We start from the raw sequence: 24,667 nt of genomic DNA on the forward strand, positions 1-24,667 counted from the left end.
TCCTCAGCACAATAAGGTGGCATTGGAGCTTCTCTCTGGTACCCGATGTCATTTCACGGGTATGACAGTCGGAGCATCCTTGTTCTTGAGCAGCACAACGATGAATTTTGCGGGTTTGGTCTTGCTTGCGTTGCGGCTGACCACGTGAATGTCGGACGGACCTTCATAGAAGGTCTCGCCAGGCGACAGGGTGACTTCTTTTTCCCCCTTGACCTGCATCACGATCGAGCCTTCCAGAACATAGACGAATGCATTTGCGTCATGTTTGTGAATAGGATCGGAACCTCCTGGCCCATACTCGACCGATATCATCAGCCCCTCCTTGCCAGGATAATTTGGAAGGTCCTTTTTCATGAGCGATGTGACGTGCGCAGTGTTGTCAGCGGCAACCGACATCGTGCCGAGGAGGCAAACCGTAGCCGACACAAATAGTCCTAGAAAAATTGACTTCATTGTCGTAATCCCCTTGGTTGTTGAAGCATAGATGCGCGTTGGCATGATTTCGTTTCGACTTCGAATGCTTCGGGCAAAAGCCTTCGCAGAGTGCGGGCATCGTTTCATACACCCAGCAATGCATCGTCTCGCACTGTTTGCGCCCATCGTTGCGAAGTCGAATCGACGAACGTGACGGTTTCATCGAGCGGCGCCCGGCCGGTGCGGGCGTAAGGCTCAGTGACGTCCTCGTACCCAATCGACATGCCGCAGAACAGGATGAGCCCTTCGCGCGGTGACAGGATCTCCGCGACGGTCTTGCGGTACACCGACCACGCCATTTGGGTGCAACTGTGCAACCCCTCGCCGCGCAGCAGCAGCATGACGGTCTGAAGGTACATGCCGACATCGGCCCATTGGGGTACACCCAAGTCGCGGTCGATATAGCAGAACAGGGCGGCGGGCGCGCCGAAACAATTCCAATTTGCGGAAGCAGCTCTCTGACTTGCCTCCCAGTCGCCGTCCGCAATGCCGAGCGCATGGTAGCGTTCATGGCCGAAGGCAGAGCGACGCTCGCGGTACGGAGACTTCAGTGTGTGCGGGTACATTTCGTATTCCCGCTCGTCCCAGGGGTCGCCTGCCGCCACGCGTTTCCCCGCGCGCTTCTTGAGCTCGGCAAGCGGCTCTCCGGTCATTACGTAGGTGTTCCATGGCTGGATGTTCGATCCGGAAGGGGCCCAAGCCGCGGCAAGCAGCACACGCTCCAGCACCGCCTTCGGGATATCCCGGTCGGTGAACTTGCGCACCGCCCGTCGACTCTTGACCGCCTCATATACGTCCATGATCGTTCACCTTCTAGTTGTCAGGTTCCCAATAACCAAGAGGTACCAATTCGAGATGAGCCGGCCAATTCTGCGCAGTGTTTGTCCGCGCACTGCATTTGGTTAGACGAAGCCATACCAATGGCTAGGCTAAGTCCTATCGACGCTCTGACTATTTCGTACTCAGTGGCTAGGTTCGGGCGCGCGCCTGGATAGCGGCCAGCTCGGCGTTTGCAGCGGCCAGCCCGCTGAACGACAAAACAAAAAATCCCCTCGACCATATCGAGGGGATTTTGTCTTCACGGCGCTTACTAACGGCTGAAAGTCAGCCCTTTTTCGCCTGAATATCGAGCACGCGGTTCGCCGCCGAGACGATCGCCTCGAGAGAAGCGGCGACGATGTTGGTATTGATCCCTGCACCGAAGAGCTTGCCGCCGGGATAGGAGGTCTCGACATAGGAGATTGCCGCGGCATTGGAGCCGTGCTGCAGCGAATGCTCGGAATAATCCTCGACCGACATCGGAATGCCGAGATAGATCGAGAGGGCATTGATGAAGCCGTCGATCGGGCCGTTGCCGCGGCCTTCGATGCGCTTCACCTCGCCATTGTCGGTGATCTCCGCCGCGACGATACGCTCGCCCTTATGCGCGGGATCGGCGAAGGTGTGGTGATCGACGAAGCGGATGCGAGCGTCGGACTGCGTCACGTAACGTTCGATGAAGTGATCGTAGATGCGCCTCGACGGCAGCTCCTTGCCCTCTTCATCGGTGATGCGCTGGATCTCCTCGCGATATTCCACCTGCAGATTGCGCGGCAGGTTGAGCCCGTAATCCTGTTGCAGGATATAGGCGATGCCGCCCTTGCCCGACTGCGAGTTGATGCGGATAATCGCCTCGTAGGTACGGCCGACATCCTGCGGATCAATCGGCAGATACGGCACTTCCCAAACCGGATGGTTGGCGACCTTCGCCGCCTTCATGCCCTTGTTGATCGCATCCTGGTGCGAGCCGGAAAAGGCGGTGTAGACCAGCTCGCCGACATAAGGGTGACGCTCGCTGATCGCCATCTGATTGGAATATTCGAAGACTTCCTTCATGCGCTCGATGTTCGAGCAATCGAGCTCGGGATCGACGCCCTGCGTGAACATGTTCAGCGCCATGGTGACGACATCGACATTGCCGGTGCGCTCGCCATTGCCGAACAGCGTACCTTCAACACGGTCGGCGCCGGCCATCAGGGCCAGTTCGGCAGCGGCAATACCGGTGCCGCGGTCATTGTGCGGATGCAACGAGATGATCAGATTTTCGCGGTTGTCGAGATTGCGGCACATCCACTCGATCTGGTCGGCATAGATGTTCGGTGTTGCCATTTCGACGGTCGACGGCAGGTTGATAATCAGTTTGTTGTCCGGCGTCGGCTTCACCACCTCGATGACGGCGTTGCAGATTTCCAGCGCCACTTCCAGTTCGGTGCCGGTAAAGCTTTCCGGTGAATATTCGAAGCGATAGCCCCCGCCCGCTTTGGCCGCCATGTCGGTGATCATCTTGGCCGCATCGACCGCGATCTCCTTGATGCCCTTCACATCCTTGGCGAACACCACGCGGCGCTGCAATTCGCTGGTGGAATTGTAGAAATGCACGATCGGCTTGTTCGCGCCTTCGAGGGCCTCGAAGGTGCGGGTGATCAGCTCAGGGCGGCACTGCACGAGAACCTGCAGCGACACGTCGGCCGGCACATTGCCGTGCTCGATGCACCAGCGGGCGAAATCAAAATCGGTCTGCGATGCCGACGGGAAACCGATCTCGATTTCCTTGAATCCCATCTCCAGCAACAGATGGAACATGCGCGCCTTGCGGTCGTGGCCCATCGGGTCGACCAGCGCCTGGTTGCCATCGCGCAAATCGACGGAGCACCAGATCGGCGCCTTGGTGATGGTTTTCGAAGGCCAGGTTCGATCGGGAATATTGATCTGCGGGTAAGCGCGGTATTTCACCGCTGCCTCGGGCATGCCTTTGGGGGAATGGCTGTTCGCGTCCATGTTTCGTCTCTTCCTTTCCCGTCATTTGCCCCGCGTCTTAGCCGATCGTACGCGGCTTGGCGATGACAAATACGGACCCGCTACGGGGTATACTGTCGATTTTGGGGATATGTCGCGAGGAGCGATGGCCGGGCGGGCTCTACGGCCGCCGAGCGCTCCTCAAAGGACCCGGCAACCGCGCGTAAGGCCGAGAAGAAGAAGCGAAGTAAGGGCGCGCGTATTGTCACGCAGGGCAACGCGCCCGCGTGCAATCTGTTCGGAAATCTTTGCGCCAGTCGTCTTCATGGTCGCGCTTATAGCCGCGCCATAAAAAAGAAGCAACCCCTTGCTCACCGTTTGAGCACTTGCACCCCATGCGACAGCGCCATCATCAATCCGCCGGCGATCAGCCCCCAGAAGGCGCCCGAGATGCCACCGAAGGAAACGCCTGATGCCGTGACGAGGAAGGTGATCGCGGCCGCCTCGCGCGATTCCGCCTTTTGAAAAGCATTCATGGCAGAGTTGGACAAAGCGCCGACCAGCGCCAGGCCGGCGACAGCTTCGATCAGGATCGGCGGCGCCAGTGCCACGAAGGCGGTAACGGCGCCTGCCAGCAATCCGAGGATGATGTAGACGACCCCCGCGGTGATTGCCGCCCAATAGCGCCGCTTTGGATCGGCATGGGCGTCCTGCCCGGCGCACATGGCGGCGGTGATCGCGGCAAGATTGACGGCATGGCCGCCGAAGGGTGCGCTCAACAGCGAAAACAGGCCGGTCACGGCAAAGAGCGGGCCGGGCTTCGGATCATAGTGGTGGACCTTCAGCACCGCGATGCCCGGAATATTCTGCGACGCCATGGTGACGATGAAAAGCGGCAGCGCGATGGAGACGAGGCCGGCGACCGTGAAGGTCGGCTTCACCAGTTCGAGGCTCGGCATCAGCGAATGCTCAAGCGATGCCAGCGCTCCATCGGGCACCTTCACGCCGAAAGCCAGCACCAGCGCAAAAGCGGCAAGCGCCGCCGGAACGGCCCAAAGCCGTTTGAAGGCCCCAACCACGATCCAGGCGATGATAATGGGCAGGCCAAGCAATGGATCGAAGGCGATGGCCTTCACAGGCGCAAAGCAAAGCCCGAGCAGGACGCCGGCAAGCATGGCGTTTGCCAGCGCCGCCGGAATAGCTGCGACGGCGCGTCCGAGCGGCCGGAACAGGCCGGCAATCACGATCAGCACCGCACAGATCAAAAAGGCGCCGACCGCCACCGGAAAGCCGCCCTCGATGGCGCCCGCACTCGCCAGAAGTGCTGCCCCCGGCGTCGACCAGGCAATGCTGACCGGCAGCCTTGTTGCCAGGCTGAGCACGATGGCGCAGAGCCCCATCGCGATCGACAGGGCCGTCAACCCGGACGCGGCCTGCGCATCCGTGGCGCCGACCGCCTGCAACCCATGCAGCACGACCGCGAAGGAACTGGCAAAGCCGACAAAGGCGGTAAGGCAGCCCATGAACAGGCTTTGGACGGAAAAATCTTTGAGCATGGCGGCGGCTGGAGACTCGTGGATCCGGTGGAAAGCGCATGGAGCATCACAAGCGGCGGTCGTGCAAGTGCAGTTTGACGAAAGAATGCAGCGGTATCAGGCAACGCACGGGGTCAGCCGCATTTCGAGCGGACGGACTGCGGCGATTTTCGCCAGGGCAATCCGGGCCAGAGAGCGCCCCTCGATTGGCAGAAGAGCTTGAATAGGTATTGCGCACGAAACATCAAACTTGTGTAGTCAAACGCATCTAGGTTTCTGAATTTCAGTCGGCTGAAATCGATAGGTGCGTAAAGGGGGGAACGATCCATGTATTACGCTATCCTGGCCTACCACGAAGAGGGAGTGGTCGAATCCTGGACCAAGGAGGAGGATGCGGCGTTGATGACCGAACTCCTGCAGGTGAATGATCGCCTCGTTCAGGAAAAGTCTCTGGGGCCGGCCGCGCGGCTTGGCCCGACCGAACGCGCGGTGACGCTGCGGGGCAAGGGTGCCGGCATCGTCACGGACGGCCCCTTTGCTGAAACCAAGGAGCAATTGCTGGGCTTCTATGTCGTGGATTTTCCAACGCTAGAGGCAGCGGTCGCAGCCGCGCGCGACCTCCGACGCGTCAATCCGACGGCAGTCTATGAGATCAGGCCGATTTCGCTTTATCTGCCCGGCGCGCCGCTGGTATCGCGGGATGAGGAATAGCGCCAACACAAAAGCGCCCTCGCCTGCCTTTGGGCAAACGAGGGCGCTTTGACTGAGCAAAGAGCCGTCAGATCAAATCTCGGCCTGCGACGTCACGATCCGCGAAACCAGGCCGTAAGCCTTAGCCTCTTCCGCAGACAGCCAGTAGTCGCGGTCCGTGTCCTTGGCGATGCGCTCGACCGGCTGGCCGGTGGCTTCCGAGAAGATCTTGTTCAGGCGTTCGTTCATCTTGATGATCTCGCGAGCCTGAATTTCGATATCGGAGGCCATGCCGCGGGTACCGCCGGACGGTTGGTGCAGCAGGAAGCGGGTGTTCGGCAGGCAGATGCGGCGCTCCTTGGGGGCGGCGACGTAAATCAGTGCACCCGCGGAAGCGACCCAGCCGGAACCGATCATCCAGACCTTCGGCTTGATGAACTTGATCATATCGTGAATGGAATCGCCGGATTCGACGTGGCCGCCGGGCGAATTCACGTAGATCCGGATATCCTCATCGCTGGCGGCCGCGAGTGCCACGAGCTGCGAGCAGACCTTCTGCGCCAGTTCCTGCGTAATGCCGCCATAGATGAAGATCGAGCGCGATTTGAAAAGATTCGCCTCCGCGTCCTTGCCCAAGGGCAGCTCTTTCGTCTTTTCTTCCTGTTCGTCTTCGTCGTTCATTCGCAAGTCTCCAGCAGATGTATCCTACCGCACATAATGCGACTCCATGCGTAAAACAATGCCGGAAAAAGGCAAGGCGTGAATAGCCAGGGAAAGCATGGCGTTATGGTTGCGGATTACCGAATTGTAACTTGAAGAGGCTTTGAAAAGCCGGAATTCCATCCTACGTCAGGTGGGCGCGACGAGAATCGCGCCCGGAATTTGCAGCAACAGATCGCCAAGGAGGCCATCATGTCGCCTGAAGAACGTCAAATGCTCGCTTCCCTCTTCGATCGCGTCCGCACTACGGCGAGCACCCAGCGCGATGCCGATGCGGAAGCCTTCATCAATCAATCGGTTCGCGAGCAGCCCTATGCGCCCTATTTCCTTGCGCAAGCCGTGCTCATACAGGAACAGGGCATGAAGGCTGCGGCCGACCGTATCCAGCAGCTCGAAGCACGCGTGCACGAGCTGGAACAGCAGGGCGCCGACACTCACCCGCAGGCCCAGAGCGGCAGCTTCCTCGGCGGCCTCGGCTCGCTGTTCGGCGGCAACCAGCAGCAGCGCGTCCCTGCTCCACAAGCCCCGCAGCAGCAGGGCCGTCTCTATGACGATTATGCCCGCAACGCTCCGCAACCGGGCCCATGGGGCGGCCAGCAACAGCCGACCGGTCCCTGGAACCCGCAGGCCGGCGCTCCCTCCGCGGGCGGCAGCTTCCTGCGCGGCGCCCTTGGCACGGCGGCAGGCGTTGCCGGCGGCGTGATGCTGGCGGAATCGCTCTCCAGCCTGTTCAGCCCGCATCTCGGCGGCACCGCGGCAGGCTCGGGCCTTGGCGGCCTTTTCGGCGGGACTTCCGCCAACGCAGCCGAACAGCCGGTTCAGGAAACGATCATCAACAACAACTATTTCGGCAACGACGACAAGAACGATCAGAACGACAATGATCAGACCAATGTCGACTACGCCTCGAACGATCAGGACGACGACTACGATGATTCGTCGGACAATGGCGGCGACGACAGCTCGTTCGCGTAATACCGATCGCCTCTAATGACAAAAGCCGCCCTCCCTTCGGAGGGGGGCTTTTTCAATTTCAGCCACGCCCGCGATAGGGTTGCACGCCCTGATCCGGTAGCCACACGCCCTCGGGCGGCTTGCCCGTCTGCCAGAATACATCGATCGGGATACCGCCTCGGGGATACCAGTAGGCACCGATGCGCAGCCACTTCGGCTCCAGCAATTCGACCAGCCGCTTGGCGATGTAGATCGAGCAATCCTCATGGAAGGCGCCGTGGTTGCGGAAGGAATGCAGGAAGAGCTTCAGCGACTTCGATTCCACCAGCCATTCGTTGGGCACATAGTCGATGACGATATGAGCAAAATCCGGCTGTCCGGTCATCGGGCAGAGCGAGGTGAATTCCGGTGCGGTGAAACGCACGACATAGTCCGTGCCGGCATGGCCGGACGGCACTTTTTCGAGAACGGCAGCTTCGGGGTTCGCGGCCGTTTCGGTCTGGCTGCCGAGCATCGACAGGCCGGAAACATCCGTTGTAGGCATCTTAGGTCTCCTTGATCACTTTAACGCGGATGCCATGGGCCTTCTCGCCCTCGGGCTCCACGTGAATGGTTATTTCTGCGCCCGCATGGATCGCCCGTATGGCGTCTTCAAGGCGGTCGCAAATGCGATGGGCCTCGCGGACCGGCATCGCCGCTGGCACGACTAGGTGGAAGTCGACGAAAGTGACGGCACCCGCCCGGCGCGTCTTCAGATCATGCACGCCGAGAGAGCCGTTGGCATGCGTCGCGATCGCCTCCTTGATCACCGCTTCCTCTTCGGGCAGGACGGCCTTGTCCATCAGCCCGTCGATGGAATTGGAGATGACTTTCCAGCCTTGATAGAGAATGTTGACGGCGACGAGAATTGCAAGCACCGGGTCGAAGATCGGGTAGCCGGTGCCAAGCGCCAGCAGCAGGCCGATGAGCACACCAACCGACGTATAGACATCGGACATGATGTGCTGCCCATCCGCCGTCAGCGCCGGCGAGCGGTGTTCGTGCCCGGCGCGGATCAAAGTCAGTGCCCACAGGGCATTGATGATACCGGCGGCAAAGTTGATGGCAAGACCGAGGGCAGGCGCCTGCAGCGGTTGCGGATTGCTCAAATGCCCCACCGCCTCCTGTACGATCATCAGCGCAGCGACGACGATCATCGCACCCTCGGTGACGGCCGAGAGATATTCCGCCTTATGGTGGCCGAAGGGATGGTCATGATCCGCCGGCTTCTGCGCATAGCGGATGACGAAGAAAGCGATGAAAGCGGCCACGACATTGACGAAGGACTCCAGACCGTCCGACAACAGCGCGACGGAGCCCGTGACCCACCAAGCGACCATCTTCAGCGCCATGACGCCTAGCGATAGCGGAATGCCCCAGAGGGCCAGCCGCCGTATCGTCTGGTTGCCCTGTCCGTTCATGCGTTTCTCCAATGCGGATGCGCGCCTGCATATGCGAACGAATTGCAAGAACCGCGCCATTCAAATGCAAAACCGCCCGCGCGAAAATCGCGCAGGCGGCTTATTGAGGCTCATATGATGCAGAATACACCATTTGTCAAAGGACGGCTCGGGCCTAGCGCATCACAATTTATCCCAAATGGCCCGCTTAAACAAAGTCGAGCGGCAAGGGCGATTGCCGGCCGATCCTATGCTTGCCTGTGAAAATCATGATGGCACCTTCCCGTGCGAGCGCGCACTGAGCTATACAGCAACCCATTAAGCCCCAGCGAACGGCATTCCGCCACGAAACGTCGCCGCTCCCTCCAAATCCACGGTGGAACATGCCCGCTCTTGATGAACCCTCTCATTCGTACGACACCGCTTCGCTCGCCGATGTGTCGCCAAAGGAAGCGGATCATCTGATAGCAGCCTGTGCGTTTTCGGAGGAGGAACGCGCCGCCGTCTACCGCGCCATCGAAACCCGCCGCGACGTCCGCGATCAGTTCCGGTCTGATCCCCTGCCCGAAGATCTCGTGAGACGGCTGCTCGAGGCAGCCCATCGCGCGCCGTCCGTCGGTTTCATGCAGCCGTGGAACTTCATTCTGATCCGGCAACCGGAGACGCGGGACCGCGTGTGGCAGGCTTTCAACCAGGCGAACGAAGAAGCCTGCCGGATGTTCGAAGGCGATCGCCGCGCGCAATATCAGCGGCTGAAACTCGAAGGCATCCGCAAGGCGCCGCTCAGTATCTGCATCACCTGCGATACCCGGCGCGGCGGACCTGTTGTGCTCGGGCGAACGCACAATCCCGCAACGGACGTCTATTCGACGGTCTGCGCCGTTCAAAATCTCTGGCTTGCCGCCCGCGCCGAAGGTGTCGGGGTCGGCTGGGTGAGCATTTTTCATGAGGACGCTATCAAGGGCATCCTGAACATACCGGAGCACGTCAAAATCGTCGCATGGCTGTGCATCGGTTACGTCGACGAACTCTACGACATGCCCGAGCTGGCAGTGAAGGGATGGCGCGACCGCCTGCCGCTCGACAAGTTGATTTTCGAGGAGTGCTGGCGGAACGATCAGGACACTTCCGAGCAGCCTTGATCAGCGCTAATCCATCTTAGTGGACGCGAAACGATCGCGATCATTATGCAGGCTGAGCGACAGCCGCAACATCCAGGGCAGCGCCGTCCATAGGCCCGAAGTCAATCCCGCTTGCCTCAACCCCGCCGCCGTCCACGTATTGCACCCCATCAGCGCATTGAAATATCCCCGCGCCTCGAAGAATGCATCATTCTCGCTGTAGTTGCTACCCGGCAAGGACACCGGCCCGCTATCCGCCTGCACGAGACTGCCCAGGATGAATTGCTGCAATCGCTTAAGCCCGCCGTCATCGATGTTGAGCACGGTCACACCGGGCGCACTTTCGGGTATCTCACCGGCCAGTTCCGCATGAATGACAGACCGATCCAAGGTAAAGCTCTTCAGCACCGGCCCTGTCTTCAGATCCGCCCAGGTCCGCGTCTCGGTATAGAAACTCCTGCCGCCCCAGCCGAAAATGAGGTAGTGCAGGTTCGGGTTGTCGAGATCGAGCCCGGCTGTCCGCAGGAACGCAAAGCGGCTCAAGAGATCGGCATCGACGGGAATGGCGATATCCGTGTGGATGGGATTGCTGAGCACGAGGATGCGACGCGAGCGCTCCGGCACCGCCGGCCCATCATGCCAGAGCGGACGCGGCACCACGATGCCGAGGACGACGATCACGACAAGCGCAAGTATCGCGATCAGAACGCGTTTGAATATCTTTGAAATCACCGACCGTAAGCCCCTACCGACATTGAATGTCTTCAGGGCTTGTTGGCCTCTTTCAAGGCAAAAAACATCCCCATGCACTTTTTTCGTGTGCACGGGTTTGTTCAAGCATCAGTGGCTGCGATTTTGCGTCACGCAGCCTTGGTTTTTGCCCGCCGCGCCAGATGAGCGACGACGTTCTCGATCATCCGCATGCCGGCATCGCCGCCGAGCGTCATGATCGATTCCGGATGGAACTGCACGGCCGCGATCGGCTCCTTCACATGCTCGATGCCCATGATCGTGCCGTCCTCGCTTTCGGCCGTGATCATGAAGTCACGCGGCAAGCTGGACGGATCGGCAAAGATCGAATGATAGCGCCCGACGGTCACCTCACGGCCGAGGCCAGAGAAAACCAGACCGGGCTCCAACACGCGGATGCGTGAGGGCTTGCCATGCATCGGGATCGCCAGATGGCGTAGCTCGCCGCCATAGGCTTCGGCAAGCGCCTGCAAGCCCAGGCAGACGCCGAAGATCGGCAGATTGCGCGCCCTCGTCTTTTTGATGGTCGCCTTGCAATCGAAATCTTTCGGGTTGCCGGGACCTGGCGACAGCACGACCAAATCCGGATCCAGCCGGTCGAAAACCTCTTCCGGCACGGGCGTACGCACGGTCGAAACCGTCGCACCGGTCTGGCGGAAGTAATTCGCCAGCGTGTGCACGAAACTGTCTTCATGGTCTACGAGCAGGATCTTCACGCCCTTGCCGACCGAGGCGACGTCGCGCTGCTGCTTGCCGGAATTCGCAGCCTTGGCATCACGGATAGCGGACAACATGGCGGATGCCTTCAATTCGGTTTCTGCTTCTTCTTCTTCTGGGATGGAGTCGTTCAGCAATGTAGCGCCAGCACGAACCTCGGCAATGCCGTCCTTGATGCGCACGGTGCGCAGTGTCAGGCCGGTATTCATGTCGCCGTTGAAGCCGACCATGCCGATCGCGCCGCCATACCATGCGCGCGGGCTCTTTTCATGGTTCTCGATAAAGCGCATTGCCCATAGCTTCGGTGCGCCGGTGACGGTGACGGCCCAAGCGTGGCTGAGGAACCCGTCAAAAGCATCCATATCGTCGCGCAGGCGGCCCTCGATATGGTCGACCGTGTGGATCAACCGCGAATACATCTCGATCTGCCGGCGGCCGATGACCTTCACCGAGCCTGGCTCGCAGACGCGGCTCTTGTCGTTACGGTCGACGTCCGAGCACATGGTCAGCTCGGACTCGTCCTTCTTGGAATTCAAAAGCTTCAGGATCTGCTCGCTGTCGGCGATCGGATCGTCGCCGCGCTTGATCGTGCCGGAGATCGGGCAGGTTTCGATGCGGCGGCCCGAGACGCGAACGAACATTTCCGGCGAAGCGCCGACGAGATATTCCTGATTGCCGAGATTGATGAAGAAGGAATAGGGAGACGGATTGATCGCTTTCAGCCGCTTGGAGATATCGGAGGGCTTGCTCTCGCAGCGTTCCATGAACTTCTGGCCCGGAACGACTTCGAAGAGATCGCCCTTGCGGAAACTTTCCTTCGCCTTGACCACCAGCTCGGCATATTCGCCGGGGCGATGATCGCTCTTCGGGGGAATGGTGCTCGTCTGACGGAACGGCTCGGCAGCGATGTCGCCGGACTTGCCTTCGGTGGAGACGCCGCCCTTGGCGAAATCGTAACGATCGATCCAGGCCTTAGCGGAGTAGTTGTCGACCACCAGGATTTCGTCCGGCAGATAAAGCACCATGTCGCGCTGATCGTCGGGACGCTTGAGCTTCAGATCGATCGCATCAAACTGGAAAGCGAGATCGTAGCCGAAGGCACCGTAGAAGCCGATGCTGGCGTCGGCCTGCGAGTAGAAGAGATCGGTCACGGCGCGCAGCACCGTGAAGACGGTCGGCATCTTCGAGCGCTCTTCCTCAGTGAAGACACGATCCGGCATCTTTACCGCCAGATCGAGCCGGCGCGGCGTTGAGGCACCAAGCACGACCTCGGAAACGGTCTTCAGCTTCTCCGCGATGAAGCCGAGAATGACCTCGCCACGCTCGTTATAAGCTTCGATCCAGACATTGCGTCCATTGCAGGAAAGACCAAGCGGCGGATCGACGATGGCGGTATCCCAACGGGTGTAGCGGCCGGGATATTCGTAGTTCGACGAAAACACCGCGCCGCGGCGCTCGTCGAGCTTGTCGATATAGGACGAAACCGCATCCGCATAAGGCGTCGGCCGGCGCTGCCGGGTGACGGTGATCCCGCCCTTCGTCTCGTAGATTTCCGCACCATCATCCCGAAGGATCGTTACCATTGTTCCTCACTCCGTTGTCGGGCCCGGATGACAGGCGGCCTTTATAACAAAAAAGCCGCCTCGAATTTTCGGGCGGCTCACTCGTCGTCTTTGAACACGATTGGTCGAGGCCGCTTCAGCGTGCCCACCACCAAACTGCAATGTTGTTCAAGGACATGTTCATGGCGGGAATTGTTAGCGTGAGATGAGGTGATGCGCAAGCCGCAATCTCAGGGAACGGGCAGAAACGATGTTCGCCTCTGCCCTCGCCTTTTAAATCTGCCGCCCAGCCGCTGCGAAAAACTCCTCCGGTCCATCGACTTCGATCAACCGTTTTCGGTCTATAAGCCAAAAGCGATTGCCGACGGCGCGCACGAAGCTGCGATCGTGAGAAACAAGCAGGCAACTTGCCTCCTGCGCCATCAGCTCACCTTCCAGCGCTTCCTGCCCATCGATATCGAGATGGTTGGTCGGCTCATCGAGCAGGTAGAAGTTCGGATTGGTTAGCCGGAGCACCAGTATGGACAAGCGCGCCTTCTGGCCGCCCGAAAGCCTGCCGATGGCACGGCCTTGCATGTCGACACCCATGCCCGCACCAGCGAGCAGCGTGCGCGCCCGCTGTTCGCCGAGTTCGAACAGCCGCGTAATGACCCCGAGCGGCATATCGTCCGGATCGAGATTGGAGAGCGCCTGATCGCTATAGCCTAGCGCCAGCGAAGGTGTTGCCTTGATCGCCCCCGGTGCGCTCTGATCGGCAATAGCCTTGCGGATCATCTCGATAAGCCGGGTCTTGCCCGCCCCATTATGGCCAAGCAGGACGATGCGATCGCCCTGGCAGATCCAGCGTTTGCCGGTCTTGAACAACAATGTGCCATCCGGCGTCTCGACGGACGCATCGTCCAGCGTCACCAATATCTTGGCCTGAATGCCGCGATTGGCGAGCTTGATTGCGCCGGACGAACGCTCTTGGTGGCCCGGCCGTGCCGCATCCTCCAGCCGCTCGGCGCGTGCCTTGAGCTGCTTCGTCTTCACCGTCAGCAGGTCGCTGCCGGAATTGATGCCGAGATTGTTAAGCTTGGCCGCCTGCTTGCGCAGTTGCTGCGCCGTCTTCATGTCCTTCTGGTAACGCCGCTCATCCGAGGCGTCGGCCTCGTCCAACACTGCCCGTGCCGGGCCATAGGGCAAGGCGTAGGCCGCCGATTGTTCCTGACGCAGGAACAGTGTGCGGTTGGTGACGGCATCGAGAAAGGCGCGGTCGTGGCTCGATATCAGAACCGGCACATCGCGTGGCAGAGCGTTCAACCAATCTTCGAGCAGCGCGATCTTGGCGAGATCGAGATGGTTGGTCGGCTCATCCAGCAGCAGGACGTCCGGCTCGGTTACCCAGACACGGGCGAGCATGGCAAGCCGCTGCCAACCACCGCTGAGATTGGCAAGCGCCCTCTCCCGCAGCGCCTGCGGGACGTCGAGCGAATCCAGAACGACGTCGACGCGCCAGCCCTCGCTCTCGGCTTGTTCGGCCGGCAGAGCGCGAAGTACCGCATCGTGGAAAGACATGTCAGCCAGAGCGGCGGGCACATTCTGTTCGACATATCCAACCCGAAGGCCGCGCGAACGGGTAATGTCGCCCACCGTTGGCTCCAGCCTGCCGGCGATGCAATTGAGCAGCGTGGATTTCCCCCGGCCATTTGCGGCAACGAGGCCGATGCGGTCGCCGGCGCTGACGGTGAAATTCAGATTGGAGATAAGCGGCACACCCAGGGTGATGCCGAAATTGCGGAGATTGATCAGAGTCATGGTTTTCTTCCGGTCCGACCAAGCAAGCCAGCAACAGGCGCCTTATCGCCATGTGATGCTGAAGTTGCTCGGTAGATGTCGTGATACGGCCGCTTGAACGCAAAAATTCAGCGCCGCATTACCCAACAGGGGCAGACCAGGAGGAAATGAGTGAGAGACAGCCTCTGATCAGCCCTGCAAACGCATTTGCAGGGCATGAGTCGGACCGAACTGGCGATTACGCCAGACAAACGTCATCATGCGGTCCTCCTCTCTCAATAGGTTGCGCTGCCTTGATAGCATTGAACGCTGTGATAGACAATCGCGCGGCGTTTACGGGCAATCCGATGTTCGGGACGACGAAGCTGAGCATGCGCCCGGCTTCGTCCAATTGCTCAGGCTGCGAAATATTCGTCTCGATCGATGTCCTGAAGGAGGCCGGGCTGCTCCGGCAGCCATCCCAGCAATTCCCGCGTCCTTTGGCTGGAGGCCGGGCAATCGAGTCCGGCAAAATGTGCGAACCAACCGAAGTGCTCTGCGGCCTCCACCTGCGTCTTGCTGACGACCGGCAGGTTCAGGCGGCGGCCGATCACGCCGGCGATCTCCCGGAACGGCACGCCCTCTTCGGCGATGCCGTGGTATCGGGCGGCCCCGGCCTCCGTCTCAAGCGCAAGCCGGTAGAGACGGGCGGCGTCGAGCCGATGCACTGCCGGCCAGAGGTTCTGCCCTTCGCCGATATAGGCGGAAACACCTTTCTCGCGGGCGATGCGGATGAGGATCGGAACGAAACCATGATCGCCGACGCCGTGGACCGAGGGAGGAAGCCGCATCGCCGATGCGCGCACCCCTTTCGCGGCAATCGACAAAACCGCCTGTTCGGAAGCGACGCGAGGAAACGAAGCGGGACCGAATTCCGGAATCTGGTCTTCGGTCGCGAGACGACCCGGCGAAAGCAGCCCGGTCCCGGAGGTAACGATCAGGCGGCGGTCGGAACCCGCCAGCGCCGAGCCGAGTGCCTCAATAACGCGCCTGTCCATCTCGCAATTTTCCGCAATTTTCGAGAAGTCGTGATTGAAACCAGTATGGATCACGCCATCCGAAGCGGCCGCGCCGTTGCGCAGGCTTTCCAGATCTTCAAGATCGCCTCGATGCACTTCGGCACCTGCGGCGACAAGAGATTTGGCACCGGCCTCAGAGCGGGTGAGACCGAGTACCCGATGGCCGGCATCGATCAATTCAGCAACAACAGCGGACCCTACGAAACCGGTCGCGCCGGTAACAAAAACACGCATGGGAAATTCTCCAGGTTCAAACTGAGAACACTATCCACGGATCAATTATCAGGGTAAAGTAGTGACCTTATACGGTTATAATGACTAACAGGACGAACATGCCGGCCGCAGACCACAACCCGCTTGGAACCTACCTCCGGGATCGCCGCACCAAGCTCGATCCGACCGCTTTTGGCCTTCCGCCGGGGCGCAGGCGAACGGCCGGGCTGAGGCGCGAGGAAGTGGCACAGCGCGCCAATATCAGCGCGACATGGTACACATGGCTCGAACAAGGCCGCGGCGGCGCGCCCTCGGCCGATGTACTGGACCGGATCACCCGCGCCCTGATGCTGACAAATGTCGAGCGCGAGCACCTCTTCCTGCTCGCCTTGGGCCGGCCGCCCGAGGTCCGTTACCAGCCGGCAGAAGGTGTGACGCCACGGCTTCAACGCGTGCTGGACTCGCTGGAGCTCAGCCCGGCGCTTGTGAAGAATTCCACCTGGGACATCATCGCCTGGAACCGTGCCGCTTCGGTCGTGCTCGCCAACTATGGCGATATCCCGCCGGAAGAACGCAACATTCTGCGTCTCGTTTTCTCCAGTTCCCGTGTGCGCAACGCCATGCCGGAATGGGAGGCCGATGCCCGCTTCATCGTGGCAGCGTTCCGCACTGAGGTGGCCCGGGCCGGAGCCGCCGAAAACGTCAAAGGTCTGGTCGAGGATCTCAGCCGCCGAAGCCCGGAATTCGAGGCGATGTGGCGCGACAATGACGTGCGCAGCTATGGCGAGGGCACCAAACACCTGCATCATCCGACCGCCGGTCCGATCGCCCTTGAATATTCGAGTTTTACGGTCGACGGCAGGCCCGATCTCGGCATGGTGGTCTATAATCCCGCGACATCGTCGGATGTAGACAAGGTGAGATCGCTGCTCGCGAAGCAGGCCTGACCAGTCGACCCGGCAATACAGACAGCACGAAGGCCAGAAAATAGAAAAAGGGCGATGCCGAAGCACCGCCCTTTCTGCCATAACGATGAGATCGCTTAGAACTTCTGCGTCAGCGTCAGCTTGAAGGTCCGGCCCGGTTCCGAATAGAATTCGTGCGGCTGGGTCAGGCTGGTCGAAGCGACATTGAGTGCGTCGTAATAGGTCTTGTTGAAGATGTTGTAGACGCCGGCGCGCAGCGTCAGACCCTTCACCTGCTCCGGCTCCCACCATCCCGTCAGATCGAAGATGCCGTAGCCCGGCGTGCGGAAGCTGTCGCCATCCTTCTTCGGTTCGCTCGTCGCCGTGATGAAGGTCAGGTCGGTTCCCCAGATCTCCGTGGCATAGCCGAGGGTGAAGGCAGCCTTCGCCGGAGCGACGGAGTCGAGCCATTCGCCAGTGTCGGAGTCCTTGCCATTGGCATAGGCGAGCGCACCCTTGATATGGATGCCGTTGTCGAACTTCTTGTGCGCATTGACCTCGATGCCGAAGATGCGGACATTGGCGCGGTTGAAATACTCGGTGATCCCCAGCGGATAAGTGCCCGTCGGATCAACGGAAGTCTCGCTGTCGATGAAGTTCTTGTACTTGTTATAGAACCCGCCGATATGGCCGCCGAAATCGTCGTCGCCGAGATTCGCGCCGATTTCGACGCCATTGCTGGTTTCCGGCTTCAGATCGGGATTACCGTAGCTGACATAGCCGCCGGGGACGCCATAGTTCAGGTAGAGTTCGCTAACATTCGGCGCACGGAAACCCATGGCCCATTGCGCATAAAGCTCGACATTATCCTGCGGCTGATACGCGGCGCGCAGCTTCGGCGAGAAGCGGGTATCGGACTGTCCGGATGGCAGGCTGGTATAGTTGGCGCTGTCGCGATAGGCGTCGGTATTCTTTGGCGAATAGTCATACCAGTCGAAGCGCAGGCCCGGCGTCAAAGAGAAGCCGCTGGAACCGATCTCGATCTTGTCGTCGACGAAGGCGCCGACGCGCTTGCCGTCAACATCCGGCATATCAGACTGGTTGGTGTGCAGGAATGCGCAAGTAGCGCGCCAACGGGGAAGATTGCAGCTATCTCCGCCGGCTGAATATTGATGCGTCTTGGTGAAGGCAACGTCGAGGCCGAAGGTGACGTTGTGATGCAGGCTGCCGGTGTCGAAAGCCTTCGAAGCATTGCCGTTGAAGCCGATGCTGCGATCTTCGACCTCGTTGCGGCGCCAATAATCGCCGATGACGGAGGTATAGCGATATCCTTCGGCGCCGTTTTCGCGCAGCAAATTCTGCCAGTAGAAAACCGCATTGGCGGTATCGATCAGAGAATCCTTGCTGTCAGCTTCGTATTTGTAGTCGAGCGAAACGCGGTTGCGTTCGATATTGTCGGTCTCATCATAGTTGCCGGGGCGGAAGTTGCCGGTCGGGCTCTGCTTGCTGCGCCAATCGGTATCCGTATCCTTGTTGAAGTGCTCCGCCGTGATGCCGAAGGTGCCGACATCGGTGTATTGGCGGATCTTGAAGAGGCCGTTGCGCTGGTTGTAGTCGGCCGGATCGGCTTCAGTGCGCTTGGTGGAATAGCCGCCAACGTCGCCGTTGTTTTCCAGCTCATGTCCGTGCGTATATCCGGCCTCGAAAAGGACAGCGGTATTGTCGATGCGCTTGGCAACGGCGGCTGACCCGCCGAGGCTGCGGTCGTCGCCATTATAGCCGAGTTTGAAGACGCCGCCCCAGGTGGCGTTGGCGCCGATCAGGTCTTCCGGCTCCAGCGTGCGCAGCACGAAAGCGCCGCCAAGGGCACCGGAACCAGCGCGGCTGGAATCGGAGCCCCGTACGATGTCGACTGTCGAAAGCGTGTTGAAGTCGAAACTGTTGACGCCGCCATCCGCATCACGCGCGCCGTCGAGCAGGAACGGGACCTCGATACCGTCGATCGTCGTCAACACGCGGTCGTCTTCCAGGCCGCGAATATTGATGCTGCCGCTGGTGCGATCGAAGCCGACGCCGACCTCAGTACTGCGGCCGAGGTCCTCGATACGGGTGATCTGATTGTCGTCGATCTCCTGAGCTGTCGTCTCGGTGGTCGTCGGCGAGTCTGCGAGCACGTCTTTCGACGCTTTCCCCTTGACTACGATCGGCTTCAGCTCCGTTCCGCGATCGCTCTTCGCCGCCGCTTCGCCCGTGGTCGTATCATTTTGATTTGCCGTCTGCGCATAAGAGGCTGTGCCGAGCCCAAAGGCCAGAAACGCCGTGCATGCCAAGAGAACCGAGCGGGATCGCCGGACAACCATAACCATTCCTTTCGAATTGCTTCACCGGGCTGGCTGGTTGGTGCTTCTGACGCACGCAAGGGGCTGGCTGGGTTCATTTTAGTTAACGAAGCGGAGCAATTTCCGCCTTCTTTCTGCCGCATAAAAAACATGACTATAATTGTCAATATATTTAGCCAGAATAATCATGAATAAAATTATCATGTTTTAATGCAAACCAATAAAGTTGCTGAATTGCAACGAAATCGCTGCATCGAGCGTTTCTCCCGGCGTTGCTATTAGAAATGGGTGAAATACTTGATGCTGTTCCGGATCATCTCCGTCACCACCGCCGTCGCCATGTTGACGGCCGCCTCCCTCCCCGAGACCGGCCCGATGCCGCAGCCCAAGCCGGATAGCGAACAAACCCAGGCGCCCAGCGACCTGCCGATACCGGCTCAAAAACCGGAGGCCTCCGAGACTGAACCGCCCAGCGATCTTCCGGTGCCGGCACCGAAACCAGAGGCTTCCGAGACCGAACCACCCGCCAAGGAAATGCAGGGGCCGCCAAAGCCACCGCTGACCATCGCAGCGGAATCGGACGAAGAGCATCAGGCCTGTCTTGGAGAATTGAGTGCCATGGGTGCGGTATTCAAGGACATTCCCCGCATCGATGATGGCAACGGCTGCGGCATCGACAAGCCGATTGCCCTCTCCGAACCATTGCCGGGCATCAAGATGAAACCGGAAGGCACACTGCGCTGCGAGGCCGCCCTGGCACTAGCCCACTGGATGAAGGAAAGCGTGATCCCCGCCGCCGCAATCGCGCTGAAGGACAATGGCCGGATTACAGAGATCAACCAGGCCTCGACCTATATCTGCCGCCTGCGCAACAACGCCACCACCGGCAAGATTTCGGAACATGCACGCGGCAATGCCATCGACATTGCCAGCTTCACCTTCGAAAACGGCAAGATCGTCGGCATCGAGCCTCGCCACGAAGACCCGACGCTGACAGGTGCGTTCCAGCGCAGCGCCAGCGCCTCTGCCTGCCTTTACTTCAGAACCGTCCTCGACCCGGACAGCGATGCCGCGCACGAGACGCATTTCCATCTGGACGTGCTGAAAAGGAACGGCGAGTTCAGATATTGCCACTAAATCTCAGACTTGAGCCGGCCGCGGATTCGCAGACGCAGTTGCACTGGAATCAGAACTTAAAACAATCCCTCGATATACCCCTGATCATTGAGGAAAATCCGTTCTGCTGCCGGTGATTTCGGCAGGCCCGGCATCGTCATGATCTCGCCGGTGATAACGACGACGAAGCCGGCGCCGGCGGAGAGACGCACTTCGCGGACGGGCACAATATGACCTTCCGGCGCGCCGCGGACGTTCGGGTCCGTGGAGAAGGAATATTGCGTCTTCGCCATACAGACGGGCAGATGGCCGTAGCCCTGATCCTCCCAGGAGCGCAGTTGGTCGCGCACGGCCTTGTCGGCGGTCACCTCGCCGGCGTGATAGATCTTCGAGGCGACGATCTCGATCTTTTCAAGCAGGGAGAGATTGTCGGGATAGAGGGGCTGGAATTTCGCCTGGCCGGATTCGGCAAGCTCGACCACCTTATAGGCAAGCTCTTCGATCCCCGCCGATCCCTCGGCCCAGTGGCGGCAGAGGATAGCCTCGGCGCCGAGACGCGCCACATAATTCTTCAGCGCCTCGATCTCCGCATCCGTATCCGAGATGAAGTGATTGATGGCAACAACGACCGGCACGCCGAATTTGCGGACATTGGCGACGTGCCGGCCGAGATTGGCGCAGCCCTTCACCAGGGCTGCGACATTCTCCTGCCCGAGATCGTCCCTCTTGACACCGCCATTCATTTTCAGTGCCCGCACCGTTGCGACGATAACGGCAGCATCCGGAAAAAGGCCGGCCTTGCGGCACTTGATATCGAAGAATTTTTCCGCGCCGAGATCGGCGCCGAAGCCCGCTTCGGTCACGACATAGTCACCGAGCTTCAGCGCCGTGCGCGTGGCGATTACCGAATTGCAGCCATGGGCGATGTTGGCGAAGGGGCCGCCATGCACCAAAGCCGGATTGTTTTCCAGCGTCTGTACCAGGTTCGGCTGCATCGCATCCTTGAGCAGCACCGACATTGCCCCATCCGCCTTGAGGTCGCGGGCGTAGACCGGCGTACGGTCGCGACGATACCCGATGATGATGTTGCCGAGCCGCTTTTCCAGATCTGTCAGGTCGGAAGCCAGGCAGAGGATCGCCATGACTTCGGATGCGACGGTGATATCGAAACCGCTCTCGCGCGGGAAACCATTGGCCACGCCACCGAGCGAGGTGACGACATCGCGCAGCGCCCGGTCGTTCATGTCCATGGCGCGGCGCCAGGTGATGCGGCGGACATCGATATTCTGTTCGTTGCCCCAATAGATATGATTGTCGATCAGCGCCGCCAAAAGATTGTGCGCCGCAGTGACGGCGTGGAAATCGCCGGTGAAATGCAGGTTGATGTCTTCCATCGGGATGACCTGCGCATAACCGCCGCCCGCCGCGCCGCCCTTCACGCCGAAGCAAGGTCCGAGCGAGGCCTCACGCACGCAGACGATCGCCTTCTTGCCGATACGGTTGAGGCCGTCGCCGAGGCCAACGGTCGTCGTCGTCTTCCCCTCGCCGGCCGGCGTCGGATTGATGGCGGTGACGAGGATCAGCTTGCCGTCCTTGTTGCCCGCCTTCGAAGCGATGAACTTCGCTCCGATCTTCGCCTTGTCATGCCCGTAAGGCGCGAGATCTTCAGCGGGAATGCCGAGCTTGGCGCCGATCTCGACGATCGGCAATTTCTTCGCGGCGCGCGCGATTTCTATATCGGATTTCACCGCTGTCATAACACCCGTTCCCGCCCTGAACATGGAGGCATTCACCCTGCCGGGATAGCCCAATAAATATCGACTGTGAATAGCCGCAGATTGCAGTCCTTTCCGAAACCATGCTGCCTTGCAGCAAAGCACTGACAGACCTATTTTCGCGGGCGAGCTGTAAAGCGAATGGAAAAGGATAAGGCATGAAGTCCCTGGAACTACTGGTCGAGCGCATCATTCTCTCCAGCCGTTGGATTCTGGTGGTCTTCTATCTCGGCCTTGCGGCTGCGCTCGCCATCTATGGCGTCTCGTTCGGCTACAAATTCCTGAAGGTCGCCGCCGGCGTCTTTGAGTATGACGAGGCGGATATGATTCTCGCCATTCTCGGCCTGATCGATGCCGCACTGGTGGCCAGCCTCATCGTCATGGTGATGATTTCCGGCTACGAAAATTTCGTCAGCCGCTTCGACGAGGCCGACGACGAAGTCTCTTTCCTCGGCAAGCTCGATTCCGGCAGCCTGAAGATCAAGGTCGCTTCTTCCATCGTCGCCATTTCGTCGATCCACCTCTTGCAGATATTTCTCAACGCCACCCAATATGAAAACGGCAAGCTGATGTGGCTGACGATCATGCACCTCGCCTTCGTCGTCTCGGCGCTTCTGCTCGGCTATCTCGAAAAGATCATGGCAAAGGCCAAAGGCAAGGACGCCTGAGGCCTAAAAGCGCGGTTATTCGCCGACTGCTGCCGGGGCACTCGAGGCGGCCGGCGGGACAGCACACTCCGCAATCGATTGGTTGCTCTTACAGTCCCTTGCGGCAACGAGTTGGTCGGCAGCGGCAAGCTCCGTCGTCAATCGCAGCTTCAGTGCATCCATCTGCGCGATGAGATGGATCGAACTCGGCCGAGTGCCGAGCATCAGGCCGACAAGCGATTTATCAACGCCCATCTCATTCAGAAAACCGACGAGCCTCGCCGTCTGTTTCCGATCGAGCTTGGTCGTATCGTGCTTGCCGACGAATTTGCGCCCCACCTCCCGTGTGGACAGGACCTTTCGCTTGCCATTCACCAATTCATATTCCGTGCGGTATTGGACGCGCACCTCGCTGTAGGTGGTGGTGATCTGATGAACGCCAAGGAGCGCGAAGGGGCTGGAGACACGCTCGGTGCCGCCGGCAAAAAACAGCGGGCACGCCGAAAAGCAGATGGCGCCGAGGGAAAAAGTCTCGCCCCTGATGGAGCCATCCTTTGCGCGGGCAGCCGAACAGATCGGCTCGGCATAGGAGCAATCGCGCGAACGCGTCCTGCCGACAGCAATCGCAAGTTTCTGCTTACGAATGACGTAGGCCATCTCCATGGCCGCCCGAACATCACCGCCCGGCGAGCTGACGATGATCGGCAATTTCCTGCCGCCGAGGCGTTTCAGCAGCCTTTGCAATTTCTTCGGCGAATCCGCCATGATCTGCCCTTCGGCGGAGATCCAGTCCGGGCAGTTATTATTGGCGCGGCACCAGGCCATGTCACCATGCACCAGAATGAAGTCCATGGATTGCCCGGCGCCAGCGCCGGCAGCCTCAGCAGGCGTGAAGGAAGGCAACAGAAGCAAAACGGTTGCCAGGAGCCACAAGGCCCTTTGGCAACGCCGAGCGACATGCTGCGGGAACAAACGGAAGATCATAAACTAGAAGCCTGGAAGCGATTGCTATGAAAGACCGATAGCAATCGCTTTTGACCTTCGCAAGGCAAGCCTTGATGGCCGTCCGTCGGCCCTCGCCCATGGCCGATCGGCCGACATTGCCGCCTGTCATTTCCGGACGTGAGCGACGCTCACACCTGTGCAGCAGTGGAGAAGTCAAGGCAGCAAGATTTTTGCTCGAAAATGTCACTTTTCGGAAAAGTAATACAAATCAGAACTTTACCATATTAAGACATATGAAAATGGAATTATTTCTGAATGGTGTCGCAAATTTGTCTCTAGCATTCGCCCGGAAATCCGGTATTTGATACCGATAACACGCTATGGGCGCCTATATCCAAATGTCCTATATCATCACCGCCGAGAGACAATTATTGCTTTCCGCCGAGTTGGCAACGGCCCGCACACAGACGGCTTTTGCACAGGCTTTGGAGCGTGCGAGTTCCGCTTTCGGTTTCAGCCACGTAGCCCTCATGAACGCTCCGGCTTCGGAAGATTCCATGCTGGCGCCGCTTGTCGTCGAAGGCTCGCTGCCGCCGCAGTTTCTGCGTGATTTCGATCGTTACCAGTTGCTCCGCCGCTGCTCCATGTTGATGCGTGCGCGGGACTCTGTCATGCCGCGCCCGTGGCACCTGCTGGAAAAGGGCGCCGTCCAGGACATGGACCTGCCGCGCGAGCTGCGCACACTCTTCACCAACCACAATTGTACGATGGGCATCGTTATTCCCATCAATTCCTCTGACGGACAGCGCCTCGTCTTCTGGTTCATGGGCAATCGCAGCAGTCTTGGGCAGAGCGAGCTCAACGAGCTCACCATGATCATGCTGCAAGGGCTCGACACCTACAATTGCATCAAGCGCAACGACGGTTCCGTGCCGCATATGCTTTCCGCCAGGGAGCTGGAAGTGGTTCGCTGGACGGCGCAGGGCAAAACTTCAGTCGAGATCGGCCAAATTCTTTCCCTCTCCGATCACACGGTCAACGCCTATATGACCAATGCGATCCGGAAGCTCGATTGCGTTAATCGCACGCAGCTGGTCGCCAAGGCCATCCGATTAAAGCTCATTAGCTAGTCGTTTTACCAAATTCCACTAACGAC

Annotated in this window: 21 protein-coding genes; 7 read left to right on the top strand and 14 right to left on the bottom strand. The window is 59.6% G+C overall.

Going from position 1 to position 24,667, the window contains the following annotated elements:
- Nucleotides 1-48: 48 nt before the first annotated feature.
- From NXC24_RS13610 to NXC24_RS13625, 4 genes are all read right to left on the bottom strand, one after another.
- On the bottom strand, nt 49-453 hold the full coding sequence (locus tag NXC24_RS13610) for a cupin domain-containing protein (RefSeq protein WP_199773578.1): 405 nt from the start codon (nt 451-453) through the stop codon (nt 49-51).
- A 104-nt stretch (nt 454-557) separates the two neighbouring features.
- Nucleotides 558-1,274: a nitroreductase gene (locus NXC24_RS13615; RefSeq protein WP_104823778.1), complete on the bottom strand. Its 717-nt coding sequence runs from the start codon at nt 1,272-1,274 to the stop codon at nt 558-560.
- Between the two features lie 304 nt (nt 1,275-1,578).
- Nucleotides 1,579-3,291 (bottom strand): 2-isopropylmalate synthase, encoded by a 1,713-nt coding sequence (gene leuA / locus NXC24_RS13620; RefSeq protein WP_104823779.1) that lies wholly within the window; start codon nt 3,289-3,291, stop codon nt 1,579-1,581.
- A gap of 329 nt (nt 3,292-3,620) precedes the next feature.
- Complete coding sequence (locus tag NXC24_RS13625) at nt 3,621-4,805, bottom strand: benzoate/H(+) symporter BenE family transporter (RefSeq protein WP_104823780.1); 1,185 nt, start codon at nt 4,803-4,805, stop codon at nt 3,621-3,623.
- A gap of 306 nt (nt 4,806-5,111) precedes the next feature.
- On the opposite strand from NXC24_RS13625, the gene NXC24_RS13635 reads away from it, so the two are divergent.
- A complete protein-coding gene (locus NXC24_RS13635) occupies nt 5,112-5,495 on the top strand; it encodes a YciI family protein (protein WP_104823782.1) in 384 nt (127 codons plus the stop codon).
- Between the two features lie 72 nt (nt 5,496-5,567).
- Here the strand turns inward: NXC24_RS13635 and NXC24_RS13640 are convergent, their stop codons facing one another.
- Nucleotides 5,568-6,155, bottom strand: a complete 588-nt coding sequence (locus NXC24_RS13640) for an ATP-dependent Clp protease proteolytic subunit (RefSeq protein ID WP_104823783.1) — start codon at nt 6,153-6,155, stop codon at nt 5,568-5,570.
- 231 nt (nt 6,156-6,386) lie between these two features.
- On the opposite strand from NXC24_RS13640, the gene NXC24_RS13645 reads away from it, so the two are divergent.
- Nucleotides 6,387-7,169: a DUF2076 domain-containing protein gene (locus NXC24_RS13645; RefSeq protein ID WP_104825161.1), complete on the top strand. Its 783-nt coding sequence runs from the start codon at nt 6,387-6,389 to the stop codon at nt 7,167-7,169.
- 58 nt (nt 7,170-7,227) lie between these two features.
- Here the strand turns inward: NXC24_RS13645 and queF are convergent, their stop codons facing one another.
- Together queF and NXC24_RS13655 are read right to left on the bottom strand one after the other, a co-directional pair.
- On the bottom strand, nt 7,228-7,692 hold the full coding sequence (queF, locus tag NXC24_RS13650) for a preQ(1) synthase (protein ID WP_104823784.1): 465 nt from the start codon (nt 7,690-7,692) through the stop codon (nt 7,228-7,230).
- Between the two features lies 1 nt (nt 7,693).
- The gene (locus NXC24_RS13655) at nt 7,694-8,608 is read right to left on the bottom strand and encodes a cation diffusion facilitator family transporter (protein WP_104823785.1); all 915 of its coding nucleotides are present in this window, start codon (nt 8,606-8,608) and stop codon (nt 7,694-7,696) included.
- Between the two features lie 362 nt (nt 8,609-8,970).
- Between NXC24_RS13655 and bluB the strand changes: the two genes are divergently transcribed.
- Nucleotides 8,971-9,729 carry a 5,6-dimethylbenzimidazole synthase gene (bluB, locus tag NXC24_RS13660; RefSeq protein WP_245463869.1) on the top strand — a complete coding sequence of 253 codons (759 nt, stop codon included), beginning with the start codon at nt 8,971-8,973 and terminating at the stop codon, nt 9,727-9,729.
- Nucleotides 9,730-9,735: 6 nt separating this feature from the next.
- Here the strand turns inward: bluB and NXC24_RS13665 are convergent, their stop codons facing one another.
- From NXC24_RS13665 to NXC24_RS13680, 4 genes are all read right to left on the bottom strand, one after another.
- On the bottom strand, nt 9,736-10,440 hold the full coding sequence (locus tag NXC24_RS13665) for a TIGR02117 family protein (protein ID WP_311319432.1): 705 nt from the start codon (nt 10,438-10,440) through the stop codon (nt 9,736-9,738).
- A gap of 128 nt (nt 10,441-10,568) precedes the next feature.
- Nucleotides 10,569-12,758, bottom strand: coding sequence for an anthranilate synthase (locus NXC24_RS13670; protein ID WP_104823787.1), 2,190 nt, complete (start codon nt 12,756-12,758; stop codon nt 10,569-10,571).
- A gap of 252 nt (nt 12,759-13,010) precedes the next feature.
- Nucleotides 13,011-14,534: an ABC-F family ATP-binding cassette domain-containing protein gene (locus tag NXC24_RS13675; RefSeq protein ID WP_104823788.1), complete on the bottom strand. Its 1,524-nt coding sequence runs from the start codon at nt 14,532-14,534 to the stop codon at nt 13,011-13,013.
- Nucleotides 14,535-14,908: 374 nt separating this feature from the next.
- Nucleotides 14,909-15,805, bottom strand: coding sequence for an SDR family oxidoreductase (locus NXC24_RS13680; protein WP_104823789.1), 897 nt, complete (start codon nt 15,803-15,805; stop codon nt 14,909-14,911).
- Nucleotides 15,806-15,903: 98 nt separating this feature from the next.
- Here NXC24_RS13680 and NXC24_RS13685 point away from each other — a divergent pair, with 98 nt between their 5' ends.
- Complete coding sequence (locus NXC24_RS13685) at nt 15,904-16,731, top strand: helix-turn-helix transcriptional regulator (protein ID WP_104823790.1); 828 nt, start codon at nt 15,904-15,906, stop codon at nt 16,729-16,731.
- Between the two features lie 95 nt (nt 16,732-16,826).
- Here the strand turns inward: NXC24_RS13685 and NXC24_RS13690 are convergent, their stop codons facing one another.
- Nucleotides 16,827-19,049 (bottom strand): TonB-dependent hemoglobin/transferrin/lactoferrin family receptor, encoded by a 2,223-nt coding sequence (locus NXC24_RS13690; protein ID WP_104823791.1) that lies wholly within the window; start codon nt 19,047-19,049, stop codon nt 16,827-16,829.
- Between the two features lie 279 nt (nt 19,050-19,328).
- On the opposite strand from NXC24_RS13690, the gene NXC24_RS13695 reads away from it, so the two are divergent.
- Nucleotides 19,329-20,165 carry an extensin family protein gene (locus NXC24_RS13695; RefSeq protein ID WP_104823792.1) on the top strand — a complete coding sequence of 279 codons (837 nt, stop codon included), beginning with the start codon at nt 19,329-19,331 and terminating at the stop codon, nt 20,163-20,165.
- A 56-nt stretch (nt 20,166-20,221) separates the two neighbouring features.
- On the opposite strand, the gene NXC24_RS13700 is transcribed toward NXC24_RS13695, so the two are convergent.
- Complete coding sequence (locus NXC24_RS13700; protein WP_104823793.1) at nt 20,222-21,901, bottom strand: formate--tetrahydrofolate ligase; 1,680 nt, start codon at nt 21,899-21,901, stop codon at nt 20,222-20,224.
- A 176-nt stretch (nt 21,902-22,077) separates the two neighbouring features.
- On the opposite strand from NXC24_RS13700, the gene NXC24_RS13705 reads away from it, so the two are divergent.
- Nucleotides 22,078-22,587: a TIGR00645 family protein gene (locus NXC24_RS13705; protein ID WP_104823794.1), complete on the top strand. Its 510-nt coding sequence runs from the start codon at nt 22,078-22,080 to the stop codon at nt 22,585-22,587.
- Nucleotides 22,588-22,602: 15 nt separating this feature from the next.
- Here the strand turns inward: NXC24_RS13705 and NXC24_RS13710 are convergent, their stop codons facing one another.
- On the bottom strand, nt 22,603-23,478 hold the full coding sequence (locus NXC24_RS13710) for a hypothetical protein (protein WP_245463871.1): 876 nt from the start codon (nt 23,476-23,478) through the stop codon (nt 22,603-22,605).
- A 431-nt stretch (nt 23,479-23,909) separates the two neighbouring features.
- Here NXC24_RS13710 and NXC24_RS13715 point away from each other — a divergent pair, with 431 nt between their 5' ends.
- Complete coding sequence (locus NXC24_RS13715) at nt 23,910-24,641, top strand: LuxR C-terminal-related transcriptional regulator (protein WP_104825163.1); 732 nt, start codon at nt 23,910-23,912, stop codon at nt 24,639-24,641.
- Nucleotides 24,642-24,667 lie beyond the last annotated feature (26 nt).

The organism is Rhizobium sp. NXC24, assembly GCF_002944315.1.
Lineage (GTDB): Bacteria > Pseudomonadota > Alphaproteobacteria > Rhizobiales > Rhizobiaceae > Rhizobium.